This is a genomic window from Pseudoalteromonas sp. MT33b, assembly GCF_014117385.1.
In the GTDB taxonomy this organism is placed as follows: Bacteria; Pseudomonadota; Gammaproteobacteria; order Enterobacterales; family Alteromonadaceae; genus Pseudoalteromonas; species Pseudoalteromonas lipolytica.
Map to the genome: position 1 here is coordinate 1,418,853 of NZ_CP059831.1, position 24,103 is coordinate 1,442,955.

The window sequence follows — 24,103 nt, forward strand, 5'->3', positions numbered from 1 at the left end:
GTTATTCCTCTACTGCACGCGTGCGGTTAAAAACTCAATACTTTGCTGTAATAGCAAGGCGCCGTTTGGCGTTAAAATCGATTCTGGATGAAACTGGTAACCAAGTGCATTATCTTGCGGGTGATAAATTGCCATTGGAATATTTTCATACGAGGCAATGACATCGACTGCGTCTGGCACTTTAGTTGCCATGAGTGAGTGATAACGCGCTACTGGCATTTTTTCACCCATCCCTGCAAATACAGGGTGATCAGACAACGCAATAATCGACGATTTACCATGTACGGTTTCACCTGCATGGCCAATCACGCCACCATAACTTTGTGTTAATGCTTGTTGGCCTAAACAAATACCTAGCATTGGGAAACGTCCCTTACAAAGCTCAATTAATGCCATTAAGCAGCCCGCATCTGAGGGGGCTCCCGGCCCAGGTGATAACACGAGTAATACTGGCACAGTTTCTTGGCACATTTTGTTATAAATGCTTTGTGCACTGATATTGTTACGGTATACCACTAACTCGCACCCTAACATAGAAAGTTCATCGACTAAGTTATAACTAAATGAATCAAAGTTATCTAAAAAGTAGATTTTATAGGCTGATGGTGTGTTCATTATTGTGCCTCATAAGTCGATTGAATTGCGGTAATCACTGCTTGTGCTTTAGCGCGCGTTTCATTGGCTTCTGACTGCGGGTCTGAATCAAACACCACGCCAGCACCTGCCTGTACATAAGCCATGCCGTTTTTCACAAAAGCTGAGCGAATAACAATACAGCTGTCCATCGCACCATCACCGGTTAAATAACCAACTGCACCACCGTAGCTACCACGGCGCTTTTGTTCTGTTTGACGTACAAGTTCAGCAGCTCGTACTTTGGGAGCACCGACTAAGGTGCCCATATTCATACATGCTTGATACGCATGCAGGGCATCAAGTTCAGGTTTTAATGTACCGACCACGCGTGAAACTAAATGCATCACTTGTGAGTAGCGGTCTACTTTTAATAGCTCTTTGGCATGGCGTGTACCCGGCACGCTTATGCGGGCGACATCGTTACGGGCTAAATCAACCAGCATTAAATGTTCAGCGCGCTCTTTTTGGTCGTTACGTAGTTCAAGTTCAATGCGGCTGTCTAAATCTGGGTTTATTTGTCCATTGGCAAATTTACCGCGTGGGCGAGTACCTGCAATTGGATACACTTCAACTTGCTTGCTATCAACACAATATTTAAGTGCTGACTCAGGCGATGCACCAAATAACACAAACTCTTCGTCGCGCATGTAAAACATGTAAGGACTGGGGTTTTGTTGCTTAAGTTGGCTGTAGGCATGAAGTGAATCTGGGCAGGCAAGAGAAAAAGTACGTGATGGTACGACTTGGAAGATATCGCCATCGACAATGTTCTTTTTTAATTTGATGACATGCTCGCAGTATTGCTCATCGCTGACATCAACCGAGACAGGGCTTGCACCGTTTTGCTTTTGTCCTTGGTATTGCGCTGCGTTGTCACATACGCTGTTCAAGCGTTCTAGCTGCTGACCGACTTCGAAGCAGTTGGCGTGCACTTCTGGGCCGTTAAACACATTACCAATCAACTCGGTGGTTTTGGCTTGATGGTCAATTATCACAAGTGTTTCGGCTAAATAGAAAACATAGTCTGGGCAGCTGTTTTCACCTTCAGGTACGTCAGACAGCGTTTCAAAATTTGCGACCATGTCGTAGGCAAACACCCCGCCAAGAAAGACTGAAAAAGGGTTGTCTGTGGTGCTTTTTATACTGTTTATACAGCTACGAAGAGCGCTAAAAGCATTGTCGGCAATCAGTTTGCTGGCTTCGTCAATATCGCTCGCTACTTCGTTGTAGGTCAATGTGAGTGTGTCTTCAATAAGCACTGCATCGCAGTTTTGCACATGGCTTTGTAAATAAGGTAGTAATTGTTTACCGTTATTTGACTGTGCTGTCAGTGTGACGTGTTTACCATGGCAAACAATACGTAGCGCTGAGTCAACCAAAATTAGGCTTTTGACACTGTCTTTAGAGTCAATTTCTGCAGACTCTAACAGCAGTGAATTGGGTTTATCGAGTAAACTGTATAACGCAAGTGGGCTACTAATGTAGTCACGCACTTGAGTGATACTGGTTACCTCACCCGGTGTCGTTGTTATATGACTAAAAATCAAACCTTATTCTCCCTCATTCCCAAAAATAAAAACCCCGCAAAGCGATGCTTAAGCGGGGTTCGTATAATAATGTCTATAAATTAGATAGACCCTTACCGTCCCGCTAAGCCAGGCGCCACCACCAATGATGTGTAAGAGTTGCTATGTTATTCATTTATAAAACCTTAAAATTTAGATATAAAAAAACCCGCTACATGAGCGGGTTTTGAAATCGTATAGACACGACAATTCGTCACCCGCTATTTACGAGTGCCACCACCAAATTGTGATTTGAATTGTTTTGTTCATTGTTATTTCTTTTTCAACGTGTCTTAAAGTGCATACAGTAAAGCGTACCTGAGCCGATACTGTCAAGCATTAATTTACAACAATTAGTATAAAATCTTTGTTATACTCCTATCAATGATTCAAGAACTTACGTTAAGCAGTCTTTTCCTTTGATAAAATACGATTTACATAGCCACACCACATATTCTGATGGTCAGCTATCAGTCGAGCAACTATTACACCGCGCGGTTGAAAAAAATATAGATGTGTTCGCAATTACCGATCACGACACATTGGCGGCGATAGCCCCTGCACGTGACATCATTGCGAATGACGATTTACCGCTTAAATTAATTGCCGGTGTTGAAGTGTCAACTAAATGGGAAAGCTTTGAAATTCATATTGTTGGTTTAAATATCGACGATGAGAATGAAGCCTTGATTTCGCTATTAAGCTCGCAACAGGCGAAGCGTGAAGAGCGTGCTATCGAAATAGGTCATCGCCTTGCAAAAAATGGTTTTGAAGGTATTTATGACGAAGCGAAAGCATTTGCCGACAATGCCCAAATTACCCGCGGGCACTTTGCTCGCGCACTTATTGAGCGCGGTGTTGCCAAAAACTTTCCAGGTGTCTTTAAAAAATACCTAGGCCGTGGCAAAACAGGCTATGTACCAAGTTGCTGGTGCAATATGCAAACGGCGATAGCGGCTATTCATCAAGCGGGTGGGGTGGCTGTTCTGGCGCATCCTGGTCGTTATCAAATGTCGAATAAGTGGTTGCGTAAGTTGATAGTCGAGTTTAAAAACGCGGGGGGCGATGCAATGGAAGTTGCACAACCCCAGCAAGCACCAAGTGAACGCCAGTTTTTAGGTGAGCTTTCTAGAGAATATGATTTACTCGCCTCACAGGGGTCAGACTTTCATTTTCCTACAAGCTGGTTGGAGCTGGGAAAAAATTTATACTTACCCAAAGATTGCCAAGGTGTTTGGCAAGCGTGGGAAGGGCAATAGGAGCGTGTAATGAGTCAGTTTTTTCATATCCATCCAGATAATCCACAACCGAGATTAATTAGTCAAGCTGTTGATATTATTAAACAAGGTGGTGTTATCGTGTACCCAACTGATTCGGGTTATGCGATTGGTTGCAGTATTGGTAATAAACAAGCAAAAGAGCGCATAGAACGTATTCGAGGCATTGAAAAACACCATAATTTTACCTTGGTATGTCGCGATTTATCTGAGCTCTCAACATATGCACGTGTAGACAATCAGCTGTTTAGGCTGATTAAAAATAACACACCAGGGCCATACACTTTTATTTTTAAAGGAACTAAGGAAGTTCCTAAGCGTTTACTAAACGAAAAGAAAAAAACCATTGGTATTCGCGTTATTGAACACCCGATTACATGTGCCTTATTGGCTGAATTAGGGGAGCCGTTGATGTCGTGTTCCTTAATTTTACCGGGTGAGCAATTCACCGAAGCTGATCCCGATGAAATTCGGGATCGCATCGAAAAGCAAGTTGATTTAATTATTCATGGTGGTTATCTTCCTGAACAGGCCACTACAGTGATTGATTTATCAGATGATGATATCGAAATTTTACGTGTTGGTTGTGGCGATACTAAACCGTTTGAAATATAGAGACATCATTGACAAGCCCAGAGCGTAATGCCCCAAACGATATACAAGAGCCAGTGCAGCAAAAGCTGCCACTGGCTTTTTTGCATGGCAAAGCGGTGGTCGACAAGCCTGAAGATTTATACATTCCACCCGATGCACTCGAGGTTATTTTAGAGACCTTTGAAGGTCCGCTCGACTTACTCTTGTATTTAATTAAAAAGCATAAATTAGATGTATTAGAGCTGTCGATTTTTAGTATTACGGAACAATACGTTCGCTATGTTGAAATGATGAGTGAGTTTCAACTCGAGCTTGCGGGTGAATACCTAGTGATGGCAGCTTTGTTAGCACAAATTAAATCACGATTGCTGTTACCAAAACATGAGGAACTGGAAGAAGACGACGATCCGCGCGCAGAGCTAGTCAGACGCTTACAAGAATACGAGCAATTTAAAAAAGCAGCAGAAAACCTTGACGAGATCCCTCGAGAAGGTCGTGATATTTTTGTAGCAGAGGCATTAGCCCCCGAGTTTAGCGAGCGTGAAGCGCTATTACCAGACGTCGAAATGAAAGACTTATTACTTGCATTAAGCGATGTAATGGCACGTGCTAAAACATTTGAACATCACCATATCACCGCAGAAGCGCTGTCTACTCGTGAGCGCATGAGCTTAATTTTAGACAAGCTATCCGAAGCCCAATCACAACTACCATTCCATACGCTGTTTACTGTTGAAGAAGACCGAAGCGGTGTCGTTGTAAGCTTTATCGCTATGCTAGAGCTGGTAAAAGAAAACCTCATTAGCTGCTTTCAAGTTGATGCCAATAGCCAGATTTACGTAGGGCTGGTGGAAGAAAGTTAAAGTTTAAAGCTGTCAGAGTTTAGACACCCGTTTTACTGAGAGAAGCTTTTAATCCACTAACCACTGACTATTCTAATGTTACTTGTGCGTATACGCACAGAAGCTGTTTGTTTTACGCTATTTTCATTGTATTACAGCTGAGCTAAGCTGTGTTTAGTTTCATGGTTCTCATGGGAAATGAGTATGTTAAAGAATTCAAAGTCAAGTTACGGCTGGGTAGCTATCTTACTTCACTGGTTAATGGCACTTGGAGTATTTGGTCTGTTTGGCTTAGGTGTCTATATGGTTGAGTTAACCTATTACGATACGTGGTACAAAGGCTCTCTTGATTTACACAAAAGCGTTGGCATTACCTTAGCTGCTTTATTATTGTTTCGATTTGGCTGGCGTTTATTAGGCACGCAACCAGACCCTGTTGCAGGAAGCTCTAAAGCGGTAAACATGGCTGCGCACTCTGTACATAAATTAATTTATTTAGCCCTTATTGTCATTGTTACATCTGGCTACTTAATTTCGACGGCTGACGGCCGTGCGATCGACGTATTTAACTTATTTGCTGTTCCGGCTTTACCCGAGTCGGTGGCTAATCAAGAAGATATTGCAGGTAAAATTCACTTTTATGCCGCGTATGGGCTTATAGGTGTTGTTGTTTTACATGCTTTAGGGGCACTAAAACATCATTTTATCGATAAAGATAAAACCTTAATTAGAATGATCAAACCATTGAAGGATGATTAATATGAAAAAATTATTATTAAGCACAGCACTAAGCGCTGCACTTTTATCTACAGCGAATGCAAATGCCGCAGACTATGTGATTGATACAGACGGTGCTCACGCATTTGTTACATTTAAAATCAAACATTTAGGCTATAGCTGGTTACACGGTCGTTTTAATACGTTTTCAGGTGATTTTAGTTACGATGACAAAGCACCGGATGCATCAAAGATCAATGTCACTATTGACACAAAAAGTATCGATTCGAACCATGCTGAACGTGATAAGCACTTACGTGGTAAAGACTTCTTAAATGTAGATAAATACCCTACAGCGACGTTTAAAAGCACATCAATCAAGTTTGATGAAGAAGGCGATGAAGCCGATGTCACTGGTGAGTTTACACTTAACGGTGTAACAAAAACGATTACTTTTGAAATTGATAAAATTGGCGAAGGTAAAGATCCATGGGGTGGTTACCGTGTTGGCTTTGAAGGTGAAACAAGCTTAAAACTGGCTGATTATGGTATTGATTACAACTTAGGCCCAGCATCAACTCATGTTGATATTGGCCTGTTTATCGAAGGTATTCGTAAGTAACGACTACACGAAACGTGCCGCTTAATGAGCGGCACTTTCATTTCTATCTCTTAACCTTTTTTCTAAGATTGGTTTTAAGTTATCTGGCAACCATCGTACTAAGATATCTTCAAAATTTTGTGTATGCGCTATTTCCTCCAGCGCTTTATCTAACAAGGTAATCATTGCATGGCCTTGTTCATTGTTTGTGCAGCCAATATAACCAACACTTAATTTAGGCGCTTCAGAGAGTGTTAGTTGGGTTAATTCATTCTCGAATCCCATCGAGTGCGCCAAATAATAATGCTCACTTGGGTATCCTAATAAAATATCAATGCGCTTTTTGTGTAGCATATAAGTTAAGCTTGCAAGGGTATCGCGGCCTGGTCTTGAGATAATATTTGCATCATGGCTTGAGTTAATTACGTTATCTATATTACTGCCAAATGAGCGGCTCATTGATACACCTAATGCAAGGTGTTTGTCGTTAAGTAATGACTTTAGTGATACCGGCTTAGAGGGATCTAAATTAAGTTTTTCAATTAGCTCTTTACGAATCGCAATGGAGGGTGACAAACCTACAGTGGACGTGTGTGTTGTAAATGCAATGTGTTGTTTGCGATGTTCGCTTTGATATAGAGACAACATGCAGTAATTATTGTGTGGATTTGATAGCTCATGAATGGCACGACTAGCAGGCAATAAAGTGCGTGTGAAAGTGTAATCGGGTAGAGCATTTTTAAGCAGTTTAATGACACTTTCGTCACGTCCCATACCTTCGTAACGGTCATTCATTATGTAGTAGGGGGCAAAATCAACTACGATCCATTCAATCGTTTTAGATTGATTAGTTGCATTTGCAAAAGGGCACAAAAAAAATAGTAAAAAAAACCATGCCAAACGCATTTTCACTACCTATTCGTAGGTTAAAAATATAAGTGTAGCAGGAATTTAGATAAGCGTACGAAAGTTAAAAACTAAAACGCCAGCGTGGTATGCTGGCGCTTTTTCGGTTTGGGTTTAGTTGGCCTTTAACCATTTTACAAATTGGCGTGCATCGCTCGCCTTTTGGAAGATGGCATTTTTTAGGCCTTGCGTGTCGCTAAAAATTACACGCTGTTTGTTAACCGAAATTGATTGCACTGGATGTGCTATTTGGATCAAAGATCCATTGTATTTGTATGACATAATAAAACTCACTCTTTCTTTTTGTCAGTGTTCTGTAGAGCTTTGTAAGGGAACTTATAATACAGACTGACATTTGTTGTCTTGCCTACAGTGTTGACTATATTTGTGACAGTTTGGTGATAATTTTAAAATTCATCAAAATGTCATTGAGCCACACAGGTGCAAATATTTATACGAATATGCGGGAATTACTGGATCAAGGTAAGGGGTTAACCGCGAGGTTTATAAAAACCAGACGAGTAGACTACTGCAATAAATATTTAAACGCAAGTATTATTTTTCTGGATGTTTATTTGAAACACGCGTATTCTTTACGGGCACAATAATAACAACACAGAAGTACATAAATGAACTACCTTTTGGTGTCAGATATATTCGGAAATACAGCACATTTATCACAGCTTGCGCAGCAGCTTAGTGGCAAAGTCAGTTTGTGTGAACCTTATTTAGGAGAAATACAAACACCGGTTTCTGAGCACGTTCAATATCAACACTTTTTGAATCAGTGTGGCCACGACACCTATCTTGAGCGAGTCTACATTAAAATGGCCGCTGTTAAGCGACCAACTACGATCATTGCCTTTAGTGCGGGAGCATCAGCAGTTTGGCGAGCGCAAGCAGAATTACAAAACCCCTACATAAAGAAAATTATTGCATTTTACCCATCACAAGTTAGAAATCACCTTGATTTATCGGCGACAGTGCCTTGTCAGTTTATTTTTGCGCACAGTGAAGCACATTTTGATATTGAACCAGTGGTGGCTACACTCAGAAATAAACCGAATGTCAGCTGTGAAGTGTCACAGTATGCCCATGGTTTTATGAACCCGTTATCTGATAATTTTGATCATGCTGGTTACCAAGCGTATATAGAGCAACTTTTCACCAAAAAATGCAATGAACAACTTGTAACGAACTAGTAAAACTAGTCTATAGTCATGAGTAAACAACAATTTAGTTAATGACTATGACTAACCCATATAAATACTGCCACTTTTTATCAAACCCCGTTGCTAAGCCGCCATGCCGCATGATTAACGCGGCAATGTATGGTTTTTTCGTGTCTGCTTGTGAGCAAAAAATGCAGCAATATGTCGATGCGACACTCAATACAGTTGCAAATGATTCTGTGTCATTCAATGTGTTAGGCAGTGTGTTTACTCACGTTTACTGATATTGAAAAAATATCGTCTCTGACCCCTCCGTTTTCTGAACAGGGCTGGATGCAAGAAACCGACATTATTATTTGGTTACCTGTTTCTAAAGTGGTTAATGGTGATATTGCCCACCTGTATTGGTATCCCGCCTTCATTAGTGTGAATAATATTTATGCGCTAATAAATGGGCGTGAGGTATGGGGTTACAACAAATATTTATGTGACTATGACATGCCCACACCGGCGAACAAAACATCACGTTTTTCAATTTCATTGCCGTGTTTTGATGTGTTCTCGGCTAATTCAAAGCTTGCAATGCATGAACTATTATCAATTGAACAAGACAATATCAACACATCAGAAAACTTATTAGATAACCTTGCTCTTTTTTCGAAGCGAGTGGCTGATTTTTTTGATGATGAAGTTAAAGGCGTGGATTTTTCATTAATTAAGCAACTGTTTGAGGGGTTTATTCACCCGCAAATGGATCAAATATTGTTTAAGCAATTCCCAGATGGAGAGGGTACAAGTGCCGTTTATCGCTCTGTTGTGCATTCTCCATCAGTGATAAAAAAAATTCACCAACTTAAGTTGTTCACTAATAATTTTACCCTTGATGTGAAGTCAGTAGCGAGTTTTCCGTTGCACGATATGTTTGGTATTCAATTAGGAAGCCAAGCGGTACATTTGCCTTTTTACATCAATATGGACTTTGATCAACTTGGCGCAAGCCAGGTTTTACCTGCGTAAAGGATGACCATGAGCAAAGAAAAAATCACAATCGTAGGGGGTGGCGTTGCTGCAATGACTGCCGCGGTGTATTTAACCGAGCAAGAAGATTGGCAGCAACATCGCGAAATAACCGTTTATCAACAAGGGTGGCGCTTAGGAGGTAAAGGCGCAAGTGGTCGCAATCAGCACTTTGGTCAACGTATTGAAGAGCATGGCTTGCATGTGTGGTTTGGTGCTTATGTAAATAGCTTTCGCACTTTGCAAGGGGTCTACAATAATTTGGACAGGCCAGCGAGTTCCCCGCTTGCAACTTGGCAACAGGCGTTTAAGCCGCATAGTTTTATTGCATTACAAGAGTTTATCGATAACGAGTGGCAAACATGGCCGATAGATTTCCCAACCGTTGCGGGTAATCCAGCAGATGGAAGCTTGGATATTACAGTGTGGGATTTTGTTACGATGACACTGGCTTGGCTGAAAAAATGGACCGAAGACATTGAAGATGTCTGTGAGCAACACGCAAAAACCACATTAGTTACTAAAAAGCCACGAGATCAGTTTTTACTAAAGCACCTCTATCAGCAAATAAAAGCGAATATTGATACTCAGGTTACCTCGGCAAAACAGTTTATTGATGACATTGAATCGGATGCGGCCGAGATTATCTCCACTCCTCGCTCTTTACTTACGCACTTACAACAGTTTACCGCACAGCAAACAACCCACACAGACAAGCAAGCTGATCGTTTAGTGATTTGGTATATCGTTCGCAAATTAAAGCGTTGGTTTAAAGAGCAAGTAATAGAGTTACTGGATGATAATGCACAACTGCGCAGGCTATATATTTGTGCCGATCTGGCTATTGCGATGCTGACAGGTCTGATAAAAGATAAAGTTTATCGCGATGGTTTTGGGGTAATTAATTGTTATGATTTTCGTCAATGGCTCGAAAAAAATGGTGCAAATAGAGCCTATAGCGTTAATTCTGCTCCTGTACGAGGTTTTTATGACTTGGTGTTTGCATACCCCAATGGCGACTTTAACAAGCCTAATGTTGAGGCCGGTGTTGCAGCACTTGCCATGCTAAGAATTGGCCTTTGTTATAAAGGGGGAGTGATGTGGAAAATGCAAGCAGGCATGGGAGATGTCATTTTTGCTCCTATTTATGAGCTACTCAAAAAACGCGGTGTAAAATTTAAATTTTTCCACCAGCTTACACAATTAACGCCGGGTCAAGATTCTCATGGGCAAGCTGTGGTATCGCATATTGAACTGCGTCAGCAGGTCAGCTTAAATTCGGGTGAATATGCGCCGCTTATCAATGTAAAGCAGCTGCCTTGTTGGCCAAGTGAGCCGCTCTTAGACCAAATAAACCCGCTACAAGCGCATTTGTTGCAAGAATATCAGGTTAATTTAGAGTCGTTCTGGAGTGACTGGCCAGAAGTATATGAAGCGCATTTTAAGCAGCCACTTCCAAGTCTTACGTTAGTGCATGGAGTTGATTTTGATACCCTAATATTGGGGGTATCTGTTGCTTCGCTTGAGCATGTGGCGGCAGATTTGCTTAGCGACGATAATGCCCTTGCTTTACAAGCAAGTAAAGTGAAGAGTGTTGCGACACAAGCTTGCCAAGTTTGGTTGAATAAAACTGATCAACAACTCGGCTTTACCGATACCAATTCGGCTCAAGAAGGGCCTATATTAAGTGGTTTTGTTGAACCCTTCGATACATGGGCTGCAATGAGCAATCTCGTTGACAAAGAGGCGTGGCCAGACAGTGATCCGCCCGTTAATATTGCCTACTTTTGTAGCGCTTTTACGTGTGAGCATTATCCACCGGCTACGGCACATCATTTTCCTGAGCAAATGAAAGCTGAGGTGAAACATAATATGCAGTATTTATTCAGCGTTGATATGCAAGCATTGTGGCCGCACGCTTATACCAATAATAAGTTTGACTGGCAGGTGTTTTACCAAGATCCACACAGTATTTTGCCTGTTTTAGAGCAACAGTATTGGCGGGTAAATATTGATCCCAGTGAGCGTTATGTACTCTCTGTTACAGGGTCGAGCAAATTTAGATTAGCGACTGATGGCAGCCACTATAAAAACTTACGCCTTACTGGCGATTGGATAAAAACAGGCGTTAATGCTGGCTGTGTTGAAGCGGCGGTGATGGCTGGCATGCAAACGTCACGCTCACTCTGTGGCTTTCCAAGTCAAATTAGCGGCGAACACGCTTTTGAAAAAGGGTAATGTTTAGTCAACAGCGACTTTAATGTGGCATAAAAGCCGTTAACCCTCTGCTTTTTATGCGACTTTACAGCGTTGTTTGGTCTATACTTACTGGAAATTACAATAATTTAACATACGTCCCTCTTTTTAAGGTCTAAAAACGAATGAAACGTCCTTATCAATTCAATCCTAAACTCACTATGCTTGCGAGTAGCTGCTTAGCGGCATGTGTCATGGGTAATGCCTCAGCGCAAAATACAGAGGCTGAAAAGGACATGGAAGTTATTAGTGTCTATGCACAGAAGCGTCCGCAATCAATTCAAGACGTCAGTGTTGCGGTAAGCCAAGTGAATGGCGAACTTTTAAAAACGCAGCATTTTAAAGATTCAACCGAAATAGGGTTATTTGCACCGAACGTGAAAATAACGCAAAACGCGGCCGAGGGCACACCTCCCGCCGTCAGTATTCGGGGAATTGGCTTACTTGATTACAATACTGCGAATACATCGCCTGTAGCTATGTACCTTGATGGCGTGGCGGTTGGTTCGGCAAATAACCAAATTATTAACCTGTATGACGTAGAGCATGTTGATATTTTGCGTGGCCCGCAAGGCACGTTATTTGGTCGTAACTCAACCGGTGGGGCAATTTTAATCCGCACAAATAGGCCTGAGTTTGAGCAAGCAGGGTCGTTAACACTGGGTATTGCCAACAATAACGCCAGTAGCTTAGAGGGGATGTGGAACCAACCGCTGGGCGATGAAACGGCGATGCGGTTAGCATTCAATTATCAAGATTATGACTATTCGACACAAAATAATTTTTCTGCATCACCGACCGCGGGCATGGAGCAAAAAAATGCACGGCTGTCACTGTTAAGTCAATGGGATAACGTAGAGCTTTACCTGCAAGCACATATTGAAGATTGGGATGGCATTTCGCAGCCAGTGGGGAGTATCGGTATTATAGCAAACCCATTAACGGGTGAATTATGTTCGCCAGCCGATGCGGGTTCAACACGGTGCTTTGATAGCTTTGGGTTTAACGATGGGAGTGACGACTTTTTTACTGTGAGTGTTAATAATGACTCACCGCATAAATCAGACGGCTATGGCTTTATCGGCGAATTAAATTGGCAGTCGAGTGATAACACAACGGTGACCTCCGTAAGTAGTTTTAATAATTTAGAGCGAAGCCATGCATTTAATTGCGATGGCTCACCTGCTAGGTTGTGCGAAGGAGTGTTAGGTTTAGACACCCATTTATTCAGTCAAGAGTTTAGGGTCCTTAATGAATTTACTCATTACACGCTGACCAGTGGGGTGTATTTTGCTGATGAAACGATTAAGCAAGATAACATCAATGATATTTTACGCGACTTTCGTGGTATTTTGCCTGCAGATTTAACGGCCACATTTTATTACGATAATCATATCGATACACAAAACGTAGCGCTATTTAGCCAAATTGAAGTGCCATTAGCCACGCGTTGGTTGCTCACTGCGGGTCTACGTTACGATTATGAATCACTTGAATACAGCTCTACATCAACCTTAAATGTGGTAGTCAACCCCAATGATTTAGCAGGGGTTTTAGTGCCATTTTACACGGTTTCTGATAAGCAATCCGATAATGGCATTACCGGTCAGTTTGCTCTCAATTATACGTATTCTGACACAGCGAACCTGTATTATCGTTTTGCTAATGGCAGCAAAAGTGGCGGGTATAATGGCGGCTTTTTATCATCTGAAGAACAAGCAATCTTAGCTGATTACGGCAAGGAGCGTTTAAATGCCCATGAGGTTGGCCTGAAAACGTATTGGCCGGAACAACGATTACGAATGAGCTGGGCTGCGTTTTATTATGATTATAATGACCAGCAAGTGTTTATGAATCAAGCCTCTGAAACACCGCAAATGCCGCCTGTTCAATTACTTGAAAATGTAGCCGACTCTATAATTTATGGTCTCGAAAGTGAAATAAACTATCAGCCCACCCAACAACTCGCTATGCAGTTATCAGTGGGCTATATTCCTCATGCTGAGTACGAAGAGTATGTCGATCCATTGGGTAATAGTATCACCGATAATCAATTACCTTTTACTTCAAAATGGAATGTATCGGCAGGGCTGCAGTATGATACGCGGTTAATGAATAACCCGTTTTCAGCCAATGTGATGGTTGACTATCAGTCAGCATTTTACTTTGATCAAAATATGAACCTGTACGCCCGTCAAGAAAGCTACAGCCTTGTTAATGCACACTTTAAATATGATGTAGATAACTGGTCGTTTATATTATGGGGAAAAAATCTATTTGATACAGAGTACAGTCAGTTAAAATTCGATTTAAGTTCATTTCTGGGTATGTTAGAAGACTTTAAAGGAGAAGGGCGACGTTATGGCTTTGATGTGGCTTTTCAATTTTGATGATTTATGACTTTTGTTTATTAGGGGCGCTGTGAATGCGGTTAAAGCTATTCTTAGGCAGTTTGCTTTTTCTATTTTATTCAACGTATTCAGTGTGCGCCGAACAAGCGTTTATATATACAGACGCATCTTTTGAGCAGAACCTACATGATGTCGGGCAAATATTAGCTGCGAGAGACAATCGATTTCCTCAATCTGCGGCTGATATTAAACGCTGGCGTGCCTCAAAAAGGCCACAATCACGTATCAGTTCGATTGGGGGCGGTTACTGGTTGATTGTCGATATAGAAAATCAAAGTGATATCGAAGACCTTGTCCTGTACCCCTACAATACCTTGGTTTCAAAAATAGAAAGTCGGATTTATGACCTAACCGATGTTTCTCAACCTGTACGAAGTTTTGTGACAGGTGGCGTCGAAAAAAACCAATTTGCATTTCACTATGGAAACCGCCTAAACCTTGAAAAAGGCAAGCGCTATACGTTGATCACACATTTTGAAAGCGATTATTTTTATACTCCTGCAAAGTTAGTGTTAACGCCGTATCAAGATTATTTCGAAATTATCACGCTCGAAAATGTAATCATCATGCTGTGTTTTGGGGTCGGTATAGCGCTTGGTTTGTATAACCTGTTAATTTATTTAGTGTCTAAAGACGTCACGCATTTATATTATGCTTTATTCACCGCTTCGTGGGTGTTCGCATGGAGTCATTTCTTTCATATTTCGGATCAATTGTTTGGGTATTACAACCCGCACTTACATTGGCTAGGTTTTGCACTCACGCCACTGACCAACATTTTATTTTACAATAATCTCCTTAAGTTAAAGGAAACGTTTCCGAAATTATCGCAGCTGTCTCTGACTGTCGGGGTTATCGCAACATTGGGGATCCCATTTTGTGTTGTGTGGCCTAGCTTTGGTTTTTATTGGTCAACATTAGTAACGGGTGTCGCTTTGTGTTTAGGCTTGTATATCGGTGTACGTTGTATGTTGATTGGCTTCAAACCTGCACGTTATTTTGTACTGGCCTATGTTGCCATGATGGTGCCTAACATGGTGGGTAATCTTACAAACTTAGGATTATTGCCTGCCACGTCGATGAATTTATATTTATTAGGACTGATTGGCACCGCGATGGATGCCATGCTACTAGCGTTTGCTGTCGCTGATAAATTTAGGTTGTTGCATGAGGATAATGTTGAGCTTAATAAAAATCTCGAGCAAAAAGTACAGTTAAGAACACTTGAACTTGAAGAATTAGCCGATGAATTACGAGACGCAAATGAAGCTAAAAGTCGCTTCTTAGCCAATATTAGCCACGAAATACGCACACCCATGACGTCGATTATTGGCTATGCTGATGGCATTATGCTTGGTGATATTAAGCCTCATGAACGAAATCATGGCATCGGTGTCATTTTACAAAATAGTCGCCATGTACTCGGCCTTATTAATGATATTTTGGATATGTCGAAAATAGAGGCGAATAAGCTTGAAATTGATCTAATTGAAACCGATTTATTTGCCACGATAGCGAATATTGAATCACTTATTGGTAAGCAAATACGTGATAAAGGCTTAAAATTTAGCGTTGATTATCAATTCCCTCTGCCTGATTACATCGTGACCGATCCTAGCCGATTAAGGCAAATATTATTAAACTTGACGACCAATGCACTAAAATTTACTCAGGTTGGGCGAATAACGCTTACGGTGAGTTGTGAGAATAATACCTTAGCGATCAGTGTGAAAGACACCGGTATTGGCATGACAGATTCTGAACAAAAGTCGTTATTCAGTGCCTTTTACCAAGCGGATTCGAGTATTTCTCGTCAGTATGGTGGCACAGGTTTGGGTCTTAATATTTCTAAAAGTTTAGCGCTAAAACTGGATGGTGATATCAGTGTAAAAAGTTACGTTGGCTCAGGTAGTGAGTTTACTTTAACAATCGCTGTGTACACAACAGACAATACGCGTTGGCTCAATGATATGAGTGAAGTTAGATTAGTCGAAACCTCTCCGTTTAGTAAACTTGATGCGCCAGAAAATTTAAAAGGTCGGGTGTTACTCGCTGAAGATCACCCTGACAACAGACGTTTATTTGCACGTATTTTAGAGCGTATGGGGCTAACAGTCACAACGGTTGAAAACGGTAAAGATGCCGTGCAGCAAACGCTTGAGAACACATTTGACCTAATATTACTTGATATTCAAATGCCAATTATGGATGGTCAAGAAGCACTGAAAATGATGCATGCGACGGGGATCTCGGTGCCCATTATTGCTTTAACCGCGAACACGATGAAGCATGAGGTAGAGCGTTACATGAACCAAGGTTTCACCGATTTAATTGCAAAGCCCATAGACCGTAATGCATTTAGCCATAAAATTGCCAGTTACCTAGACTGCGATGAGTTGGCTGATATAAAGCTACCTGAACACGAATTCCAACTGCTAAAGGATGACTATATCAAAGGACTTAAAAATCAATATGCCGATATGCGTACGCAATATAAAAAAATGGATATCGAAGGCTTAAGTCGAAATGTGCACATGTTAAAGGGCGCAGCCAACATGTTTGAGTGTGAGACGCTTTATATCAAAGCACTTGCTGTTGATAGTGCATTAAAAAATGACACCGTAACGCTAGACACGCAGTTGTTTGCCTCGCTATTCAAGGCCATGGAAGACGAAATAGACAAAGTGTGTCATTAATGATTTGAATAATGGGTATTTCCATACATACGCAGACAGTGCAGACAAATCTTGGTATTAATAGATACTCACAAAGCATATTCAACCGACTAGTTGCTAAAACGTTATGATGCAGTATCAACATATTTCAGTGCCAGAGCAGGGTGAACAAATCACCATCGATAAAAATGGCCAGTGGTGTATTCCTGACAATCCAGTAATCGCTTACATTGAAGGGGATGGTGTTGGGCAAGATATTAGCCCCGTTATGCGAAGTATCGTTGATTCTGCTATTGAGGCGGCTTATCAAGGAGAGCGTCGGATTCACTGGATGGAAGTGTTTAACGGTGAAAAAGCGGCCGCACTCTACGACGGAGATTGGTTTCCACAAGAAACACTCCATGCCGTAAGGCAGTTTAAAATTGCCATAAAAGGCCCACTAACCACTCCTTTGGGTGGGGGCTTTCGTTCTTTGAACGTCGCACTTCGCCATGAAATGGATTTATTCGTTAATATGCGGCCTATCCGCAGTTATCCGCATTTACCCTCACCATTAAAAGAGCCTGAAAAAACCCACATAACCGTTATTCGCGACAGTTCAGAAGATGTTTACTCGGGTATTGAATGGCAAGCTGGCAGTATTGACAACGAGCGAATGCTCGACTTTTTATGTCAAGAAATGGGGGTGACACGATTACGTTTTGATACCCAGTGTGGGCTTGGCATTAAAAATAGCTCAAAAGAAGCGGCCGAGCGTTTGATGCGATATGCACTCAATTATGCACTAAAACAACAAAGTAAATCTTTAACTGTGGTGCATAAAGGGAATGTATTAAAGTTTACAGAAGGGGCGTTTAAACGCTGGGCCTTTGCGGTTGCAGAGCAAGAGTTTAATGCAGTTGCCCATGAGAATGGCCGTTGGTTGCTAATAAAGCGTGACAATCAGGACGATTTAGTCATTAAAGAAGTGATTGCCGATAATATGCTTCAGCAGGCGTTGCTTACACCAGAACAATTTGATGTAATCGTAACCACCAATCAAAATGGTGATTATTTGGCCGATATGTTGACTGCACAAGTCGGTGGCGTTGGTATAATGCCAGCAGCAAATTTAAATAATGAGGTCGCTTTTTTTGAGCCAACACATGGCACTTTTAACCGGATAGCGGGTGAAAACACGGCGAACCCAAGCAGTAGTATTTTAAGTGCGGTAATGATGCTGCGTTTTATGGGGTGGCAGGAGGCTGCACAAAAAGTGGAATCAGCTCTGGAAGAAACATTATTGGCAAAAGAACTTACCTTTGATTTGGCTGACTATGTCACCGGTGCGACGATGCTTAATTGCAGTGATTTTGCAAAAAGCATCATCGCTCGAATAAGTAACTCAAAGTAATGCGCATATTAAGCAGCGTGTGCGCTATTAATGGCGTAGACGCATGGTTTACCTGTCAGTGCTGCGGCACGTTGGTAAATGTGCTTTGCACCAGGCTCGTCGCTTGTAATACCTGTTAGCGTATCCATAAGAGCAACCACTAAAATAGCCGGTACTTGGCAGCAATACTCATCAAGTACAGCGGTCGTCGTTTGAGCATCTACATGACAATGTGGATGAGTGCGTACAGAGCTGTAGGCAGTTAACAGTGTTTCTGTTGGTAAAACATCATCTGCTTGGTGTTTCGTTTTACGACACTGACACCCAAATTCATCAACCAGTGTTGCAAGAATCTGGTATATCTCGTCACACGCAATTTCGCTTTTTTTACAAAGTTGCTGTTCAATAAAAGTGTGTAATTGACCATTAATGTAAAGGCCGTCTTGTTGAGTGAATTGTGCTGAAGTTTCCATATCAAGTTCTCTTTGTTTATGTGCTTAACTTCACTCTAGCCTGTCACTCATTATTAATGAAATTGTTGTTTTCAATAACTGATATTGATTTTATCAATATTGTTAATTTGTTATCTGTCGGCCACTGTATTTGCAAAAGCTAATAGTTCTCGACGCAGCCATTGGTGCGGGTTTGCATGGTGTAATAATGGGCTCCACAGCATTTTTACTTCAATGGGAACAATTTGAAATGGCACTGGACTTATGACTAAATCGGTGTGTTTTGCGAGCAACATCGCTTGACGACGAGGCAGCGTGGCTATCAATTTAGGCGATTGGCAGAGCAAGCTTGCGACCATGTAATGGCGAGTGAATACACGAATATTACGCGTTTGTTCGAGCTGCCATAATGCTTCATCTACCCAGCCTAATTTTTGACTTCCGGATTTATTAGTCACCGCTGCTTCAACCCCCCAGCCAGCCCTATTTACCCAAATATGCTCTTGTGCAAGGTAGTTCTCAAGCGTTTGCTGTTGTAGATAAGGATTGTCAGGGTGACTTAAGCAGCAATAGTTATCGCGCCAGACACTGGCTTGGTGAAATGAACGGGGTAAACCATTAAAGCGGTTTATAGCTAAATCGATTGTGCCCTTTTCCATATCGTGTAAGTTGACGTCGCTTGGACTCAAAATATCAAAATTAAGGCCGGGGCTTTTCGCCAGTTGTTGGGTGATAAAAGGGGCTATTAAGGTTGATTCTAGATAATCATTTGCCATGATCCGAAACGTTATATTTGCAGTGCTTGGGTCAAACAGTTCACTTGGTTGCGTGATTTCTTCGGCCATTTTTAGCAGTGCTTCAATTTCAGGCTTGAGACTCAGCGCTTTGGCTGTGGGTGTCATTGTGCCAGCGGCTCGAACGAGCAAGGGATCGTCAAATAAATCACGTAACCGTTTTAATGCATTGCTCATCGCAGGCTGCGTTAAGGCAAGTTTATTGGCTGCTTTTGATACATTTTGCTCATCTATCAGTACATTTAAATACACCAATAGATTTAGGTCGACATGCCTAATATTCATCTGATCAATCTTATTTATTATCTTTATTAATTACCTAAATTAAAGCGTGCTTGCTATTGTGTGTAAACACGGCAACTAAAATAATCAGCATAAGTGATATTAATAATGCCTCAACACGATGCAATTTTTCGTAAAAAAACAGAGTCGGAACAACTAAAGAATATTATTGCCACGAAACTAGCCCGCGCTGTGTATGCAGGGTTTGAGGCCATGTTTGCAGAGTTTTTGAATATCACTTTAGGGGCACAAAGCCGGTTTGAACAACGTCAATGGCATCAAGTGCAAACAGCAATGAAGTTACGGTTACAGGTTTACGAAGGCCAAGTAAAAAAAGTAAGTGAAGCTGTAAAGATCATAGCTTACAGCGAAGTTAACGATCCTGCTCTGTGGTTATTAGCAAAACAAATTTATGCAGAAATGGTGAAAAATCACGAAAACCAGCCCATTGCACATACGTTTTTCAACTCGACATTTGGGGCTATTTGGGACTCACGTAAAATCCGTAATGTTCATTTGTTTGTTTTAAAGGCACGGTATCGCTTAGGGCCTCGTCCGTTTGATTCTCTGGTAAGTCGGATCTCGTTACAAAGTGGTTTTGAAAATGCGATAAAAACCCTTGTGAGTCGTCATGTTTTTCGCTCCGATTATGCACATTTCACTGATGATATTGACATGTTGCAGCGTACTTTAATCGCAGGAGCAAAAAAACAGTGCCCACAGGTTTATGAGCTGTTAGCACTGAATGATGGGTATATCGAATACGCTAATTCATTATTTTTTAGAAATAAAGCGTGTTATATCATTGGGCGATGCATTGCTAAAAATGGTGATAATATGCCGTTTGCCATAGCCTTACTAAATAGTGAAAAAGGGCTGCACATTGATGCCGTCATGATGGGCGCCGATCAACTTAGTCTGCTATTTGGGTTTGCGCGAACCTACTTTATGGTCGACACCGACCAACCTGCGCGTTACGTTGATTACCTCAGCGTGCTGATGCCCCATAAGCAACGTTTTGAGTTATTTAACGCGATAGGATTTATCAAGCATGCCAAAACCGAGTTTTATCGCTATAAAGTTGATACCACTAAAAATAGCCCTCCTGATGATAAATACATTATTGCCCCAGGTACGCCTGGCATGGTGATGTTGGTATTTACGACACCAGGCTCTGATTATGTGTACAAAGTGATTAAAGATAAATTTAGCGCACCAAAAACCGCCACTAAACAACATGTCATGGCGAAATACGACTTTGTAAAGCAAGCCGATCGCGTGGGGCGCTTGGTTGATACCCATGAATTTCGTTATTTAGCGTTTGATTTAAGCCGATTTAGTGAAGAATTACTCACTACGATGCAGCGCCAAATTGGCGACAGTTTAATTATATCGGGTAATGCGCTTATTTTGCGTCATGTGTATGTTGAACGGAAAATGACACCGCTTAATTTATATATTAATCAGTGTGATGAACGAAAACTTGAACTTGTTATGATTGATTATGGTAAAGCAATCAAAGAGCTGGCAGGTGCAAATATCTTTCCAGGCGATATGTTGATGAAGAACTTTGGTGTGACCCGCTGGGGAAGAGTGGTGTTTTATGATTACGATGAAATTTGCCCGATGACGGCGTGTCAATTTCGAGAGTTACCAAAAAGTGCTGACTCGTTAGAAGAGTTAAGCAGCGAGAGTTACTTTGATATTGCTGAAAACGATGTGTTTCCGAGCCAATTCAAGGTATTTTTCAGTGCAAATAAAACGGCATTTTCATTTTTTAATGCTGTGCATCACGACATTTTCAGTGTTGCTATGTGGCAGCGACTGCAAGCGGCTATTAATGAGGGACAATTATTGGATGTGTATCCGTATAAACAATCGTGGCGATTTAGTGAAATGAGAGCAAAACAGGGGTGAAAAAATCTCAACCACGTAGTCCTTCATCGGGATCCGGTATTGGCGTATGCTAATACGAACAATCAAGGGAGTACACTATGCTAAAAATATTCGGCATTTCAAGTTTGTTGCTAGCCTCATTCGCGAATGCGAACCCGCTGGTGGGGAGTTGGCAGTTTGTTGAAGGAAAGTATGCGACAAAGGAAGGGTATGTTACGGCAAAAGCACCCGAATTAACCTCGGTAAAGCTAATTACCGATACTCATTTTAGTTATATTACGCAGAAAAATGGCAATTTTCATTATGCGGGTGGCGGCAAATATGTTTTGCAAGACCAGCAATTTATCGAGACTTTTTCTTATGGTAATGTGCCTTCATTACAAGGTAAAACCATGGCATTTGATTACAAAGTAGACGGTGATTTATGGCATCATACTTTATATGAAAATGGTAAATTGGTGGAAGCTGAAATCTGGCAGCGAATTAAATAGAAGGTGTTATGCGTTATATTAAGCATGAAAATTCACAGTTAACGTTTGCAGAAATTGAAAAGCCGAATATTAAACACGATGAGGTACTGATTAAGGTCGCCGCAATAGGCGTTAATCGTGCTGACTGTTTACAAAGGCAAGATAAATACCCACCTCCTAAAGGCGACAGTGAGATTTTAGGTCTAGAGTGTGCAGGCACTGTCGTCGCACAAGGGGAAAACGTTGAGGTTGATTGGCTTAATAAACCCGTTTTTACTTTGTGTGCCGGAGGCGCATACAGTGAGTATGTTGCGGTAGATGCAGCACAGGTGATGCCGCTTGCTGACTCAATGAGTATGGCTGAAGGGGCTGCGGTGAGTGAAGTTTATCTCACGGCATTTTCGGCGTTATTTCAATTTGGCAAGCTTGAAGCTGGGCAAACTGCACTTATACACGCTGGTGCAAGTGGTGTGGGTGGTGCCGCTATTCAAATGGCAAAAGCTATTGGGGCTCAGGTAGTCATTACTGCTGGGAGCGATGAAAAATGCGCGCATGCAAAAAAGTTGGGTGCCGATCACTGTATAAATTATAAAACCACCGACTTTGTGGAGTATATGAAGACACATCAGTTACAAGCAAATACAATTGTCGACCCCGTTGCAGGGCATTATTTAAATAAAAATGCTGCTGTTGCTGCAATGGATTGCCAAATTGTGATGTTGGCATTTTTAGATGCGCGCTTTGCTGAGGTTGATTTCGCACGTTTGCTGAGTAAACGTATTTCATTTCATGCTTCTACACTTAGAAACCGCTCTATTGCTTTTAAACGTGAACTAAAAGCACAGTTTATAGCTCGCTTTTATGGCGAACTTGCTGCGGGTAAATTTGACTTTAATATATATAAAACCCTGCATTGGCAGGATGCAACTGAGGCTCACCGCATTTTAGATAATAATGAAAATTCGGGTAAAGTGGTGCTACTGGTTGAATAACGAAAAATTGCCCACATTATTGAGCTTATTAGCAGTAAATTAATAAAGGTTAGTATGAACCCAATTATCGCAATGCTGAAAGAGCATAACGTGAGTGACGAAAAAGTACGTGAGCTTTTTCAAGCATTTATGGAAAACCCAATGATGGCTATGGGCTTAGTTCAGCAACTCGGGATCCCGCCCGAAAAACTTCAACAACTGATGGCGTTGGTTATGACACAACCGCATTTAATAAAAGAAGCGGCTGAGTCAGTAGGTATCAGTAATGACGAAGTTGAACAAGCGAAAGCACAGTTTAAAAATCAACAGTCTTAAATAGAATAGAAAAGGTTAGCTGCATGCTAACCTTTTTTATTGCAAGCGTGCTATTGATAAGAAAAAACGTCATCGAGTTTCTTATCAAACAATTGAGCAATCTTAAAAGCCACTTCAAGTGAAGGGGAATATTTGCCTTTTTCAATGGCGACAATTGTTTGCCTTGAAACACCGACGGCTTCGGCCAGAGCTTGCTGCGTCATTTCATTGTGATGAAATCGTAATTCTCGAATAGTATTACTGAGCTGTTTTTTCATTAGCTGTCTCTTCGATAGAAATACACCTTACTGGCTGTCGTGATAATCTCACTGATCAAAAAGCCTATAATGAGGTAGTGCATTATATTATATAAATCTGAAACTTCAGGTAATAACATGCGACCAGATACACGCTCTATTTGAGTTGCTAAAAATACACACATTAAAATAATTGCTGAAGTTAACCAATGGCCAAGCTTAGCGCTTTTAAGTTCAATGAGTTTATCGCGCTCATCATCACCTAAATCTGCTTCTTTGTGCTTAATGCCTGCAAGCACTGATTGCATAATAATTTCGAGTATCACCGCAGTAATTACGACCTTATATAAGTAAGAAACCATTGTATCTTGGCTTAGGTTTCCGTTTGTTTGTAATGAGTTAATACCAGTAAGGTAATAAATTAACAAACCAATAGTCACTCCCAACGTGCCCCAAATTGTCAGTTCTTTGTAGCTCATCTTTTATCATCCAGTGTAAAAAATATTTGACTTGGTGTTAAGTAAACTACTCATTGTTGATTGTGTCAAATATTTTTAACACCATGTATGATATTTTTATCTTTGAAGTATTTCGTTACATTTAGCTAAGAACTAATTTGAACGGC

23 protein-coding genes are annotated in these 24,103 nt (G+C 41.2%); 16 read left to right on the top strand and 7 right to left on the bottom strand.

Annotation, left to right across the window (positions count from 1 at the left end; all coding sequences use genetic code 11):
• Positions 1-9 precede the first annotated feature (9 nt).
• Both H3302_RS06580 and H3302_RS06585 read right to left on the bottom strand, forming a co-directional pair.
• Complete coding sequence (locus H3302_RS06580; protein WP_065979808.1) at positions 10-615, bottom strand: aminodeoxychorismate/anthranilate synthase component II; 606 nt, start codon at positions 613-615, stop codon at positions 10-12.
• The gene (locus H3302_RS06585) at positions 615-2,183 is read right to left on the bottom strand and encodes an anthranilate synthase component 1 (protein WP_036968981.1); all 1,569 of its coding nucleotides are present in this window, start codon (positions 2,181-2,183) and stop codon (positions 615-617) included. Before H3302_RS06585 ends, H3302_RS06580 begins: the two co-directional genes overlap by 1 nt.
• Before the next feature lie 437 nt (positions 2,184-2,620).
• Here H3302_RS06585 and rnm point away from each other — a divergent pair, with 437 nt between their 5' ends.
• The 5 genes from rnm to H3302_RS06610 all read left to right on the top strand — a co-directional run bounded on the left by rnm (position 2,621) and on the right by H3302_RS06610 (position 6,253).
• A complete protein-coding gene (gene rnm, locus H3302_RS06590) occupies positions 2,621-3,460 on the top strand; it encodes an RNase RNM (RefSeq protein ID WP_065979809.1) in 840 nt (279 codons plus the stop codon).
• A gap of 9 nt (positions 3,461-3,469) precedes the next feature.
• Positions 3,470-4,093: an L-threonylcarbamoyladenylate synthase gene (locus H3302_RS06595; protein ID WP_036968977.1), complete on the top strand. Its 624-nt coding sequence runs from the start codon at positions 3,470-3,472 to the stop codon at positions 4,091-4,093.
• Between the two features lie 8 nt (positions 4,094-4,101).
• Positions 4,102-4,935 (top strand): segregation/condensation protein A, encoded by an 834-nt coding sequence (locus tag H3302_RS06600; protein ID WP_206770751.1) that lies wholly within the window; start codon positions 4,102-4,104, stop codon positions 4,933-4,935.
• Between the two features lie 183 nt (positions 4,936-5,118).
• The gene (locus H3302_RS06605; protein WP_036968975.1) at positions 5,119-5,673 is read left to right on the top strand and encodes a cytochrome b; all 555 of its coding nucleotides are present in this window, start codon (positions 5,119-5,121) and stop codon (positions 5,671-5,673) included.
• Position 5,674: 1 nt separating this feature from the next.
• Positions 5,675-6,253: a YceI family protein gene (locus tag H3302_RS06610; protein WP_036968973.1), complete on the top strand. Its 579-nt coding sequence runs from the start codon at positions 5,675-5,677 to the stop codon at positions 6,251-6,253.
• A gap of 21 nt (positions 6,254-6,274) precedes the next feature.
• Here the strand turns inward: H3302_RS06610 and H3302_RS06615 are convergent, their stop codons facing one another.
• A complete protein-coding gene (locus H3302_RS06615; RefSeq protein ID WP_230237472.1) occupies positions 6,275-7,105 on the bottom strand; it encodes a TIGR02285 family protein in 831 nt (276 codons plus the stop codon).
• Positions 7,106-7,767: 662 nt separating this feature from the next.
• Between H3302_RS06615 and H3302_RS06620 the strand changes: the two genes are divergently transcribed.
• The 7 genes from H3302_RS06620 to icd all read left to right on the top strand — a co-directional run bounded on the left by H3302_RS06620 (position 7,768) and on the right by icd (position 18,062).
• Complete coding sequence (locus H3302_RS06620) at positions 7,768-8,340, top strand: dienelactone hydrolase family protein (RefSeq protein WP_036968969.1); 573 nt, start codon at positions 7,768-7,770, stop codon at positions 8,338-8,340.
• A gap of 47 nt (positions 8,341-8,387) precedes the next feature.
• Positions 8,388-8,594 carry a hypothetical protein gene (locus H3302_RS19890; RefSeq protein WP_259369885.1) on the top strand — a complete coding sequence of 69 codons (207 nt, stop codon included), beginning with the start codon at positions 8,388-8,390 and terminating at the stop codon, positions 8,592-8,594.
• Positions 8,572-9,327 carry an acetoacetate decarboxylase family protein gene (locus tag H3302_RS06625; RefSeq protein WP_259369886.1) on the top strand — a complete coding sequence of 252 codons (756 nt, stop codon included), beginning with the start codon at positions 8,572-8,574 and terminating at the stop codon, positions 9,325-9,327. Before H3302_RS19890 ends, H3302_RS06625 begins: the two co-directional genes overlap by 23 nt.
• 9 nt (positions 9,328-9,336) lie before the next feature.
• The gene (locus H3302_RS06630) at positions 9,337-11,565 is read left to right on the top strand and encodes an NAD(P)-binding protein (RefSeq protein ID WP_182396284.1); all 2,229 of its coding nucleotides are present in this window, start codon (positions 9,337-9,339) and stop codon (positions 11,563-11,565) included.
• Between the two features lie 143 nt (positions 11,566-11,708).
• Positions 11,709-13,973, top strand: coding sequence for a TonB-dependent receptor (locus tag H3302_RS06635; protein WP_182396285.1), 2,265 nt, complete (start codon positions 11,709-11,711; stop codon positions 13,971-13,973).
• A gap of 35 nt (positions 13,974-14,008) precedes the next feature.
• Complete coding sequence (locus H3302_RS06640) at positions 14,009-16,690, top strand: 7TM diverse intracellular signaling domain-containing protein (RefSeq protein ID WP_182396286.1); 2,682 nt, start codon at positions 14,009-14,011, stop codon at positions 16,688-16,690.
• 109 nt (positions 16,691-16,799) lie between these two features.
• Positions 16,800-18,062, top strand: a complete 1,263-nt coding sequence (gene icd / locus H3302_RS06645) for an NADP-dependent isocitrate dehydrogenase (RefSeq protein WP_036969270.1) — start codon at positions 16,800-16,802, stop codon at positions 18,060-18,062.
• A gap of 8 nt (positions 18,063-18,070) precedes the next feature.
• Here the strand turns inward: icd and H3302_RS06650 are convergent, their stop codons facing one another.
• Together H3302_RS06650 and H3302_RS06655 are read right to left on the bottom strand one after the other, a co-directional pair.
• Positions 18,071-18,514 (bottom strand): hypothetical protein, encoded by a 444-nt coding sequence (locus H3302_RS06650; protein WP_036968961.1) that lies wholly within the window; start codon positions 18,512-18,514, stop codon positions 18,071-18,073.
• A 110-nt stretch (positions 18,515-18,624) separates the two neighbouring features.
• On the bottom strand, positions 18,625-19,572 hold the full coding sequence (locus H3302_RS06655) for a LysR family transcriptional regulator (RefSeq protein WP_036968959.1): 948 nt from the start codon (positions 19,570-19,572) through the stop codon (positions 18,625-18,627).
• A gap of 105 nt (positions 19,573-19,677) precedes the next feature.
• Here H3302_RS06655 and aceK point away from each other — a divergent pair, with 105 nt between their 5' ends.
• From aceK to H3302_RS06675, 4 genes are all read left to right on the top strand, one after another.
• Positions 19,678-21,486 carry a bifunctional isocitrate dehydrogenase kinase/phosphatase gene (aceK, locus tag H3302_RS06660; protein ID WP_051501779.1) on the top strand — a complete coding sequence of 603 codons (1,809 nt, stop codon included), beginning with the start codon at positions 19,678-19,680 and terminating at the stop codon, positions 21,484-21,486.
• Positions 21,487-21,563: 77 nt separating this feature from the next.
• Entirely contained in the window at positions 21,564-21,956 is a 393-nt protein-coding gene (locus H3302_RS06665) for a hypothetical protein (RefSeq protein ID WP_036968957.1), read from the top strand.
• A gap of 8 nt (positions 21,957-21,964) precedes the next feature.
• A complete protein-coding gene (locus tag H3302_RS06670; RefSeq protein ID WP_036968955.1) occupies positions 21,965-22,927 on the top strand; it encodes a zinc-binding dehydrogenase in 963 nt (320 codons plus the stop codon).
• Between the two features lie 54 nt (positions 22,928-22,981).
• Positions 22,982-23,242, top strand: a complete 261-nt coding sequence (locus H3302_RS06675) for a DUF2999 family protein (protein ID WP_036968953.1) — start codon at positions 22,982-22,984, stop codon at positions 23,240-23,242.
• Positions 23,243-23,292: 50 nt separating this feature from the next.
• Here the strand turns inward: H3302_RS06675 and H3302_RS06680 are convergent, their stop codons facing one another.
• The gene (locus H3302_RS06680) at positions 23,293-23,499 is read right to left on the bottom strand and encodes a helix-turn-helix transcriptional regulator (protein ID WP_036968951.1); all 207 of its coding nucleotides are present in this window, start codon (positions 23,497-23,499) and stop codon (positions 23,293-23,295) included.
• The gene (locus tag H3302_RS06685; RefSeq protein WP_036968948.1) at positions 23,499-23,957 is read right to left on the bottom strand and encodes a hypothetical protein; all 459 of its coding nucleotides are present in this window, start codon (positions 23,955-23,957) and stop codon (positions 23,499-23,501) included. Before H3302_RS06685 ends, H3302_RS06680 begins: the two co-directional genes overlap by 1 nt.
• Between the last annotated feature and the right edge of the window lie 146 nt (positions 23,958-24,103).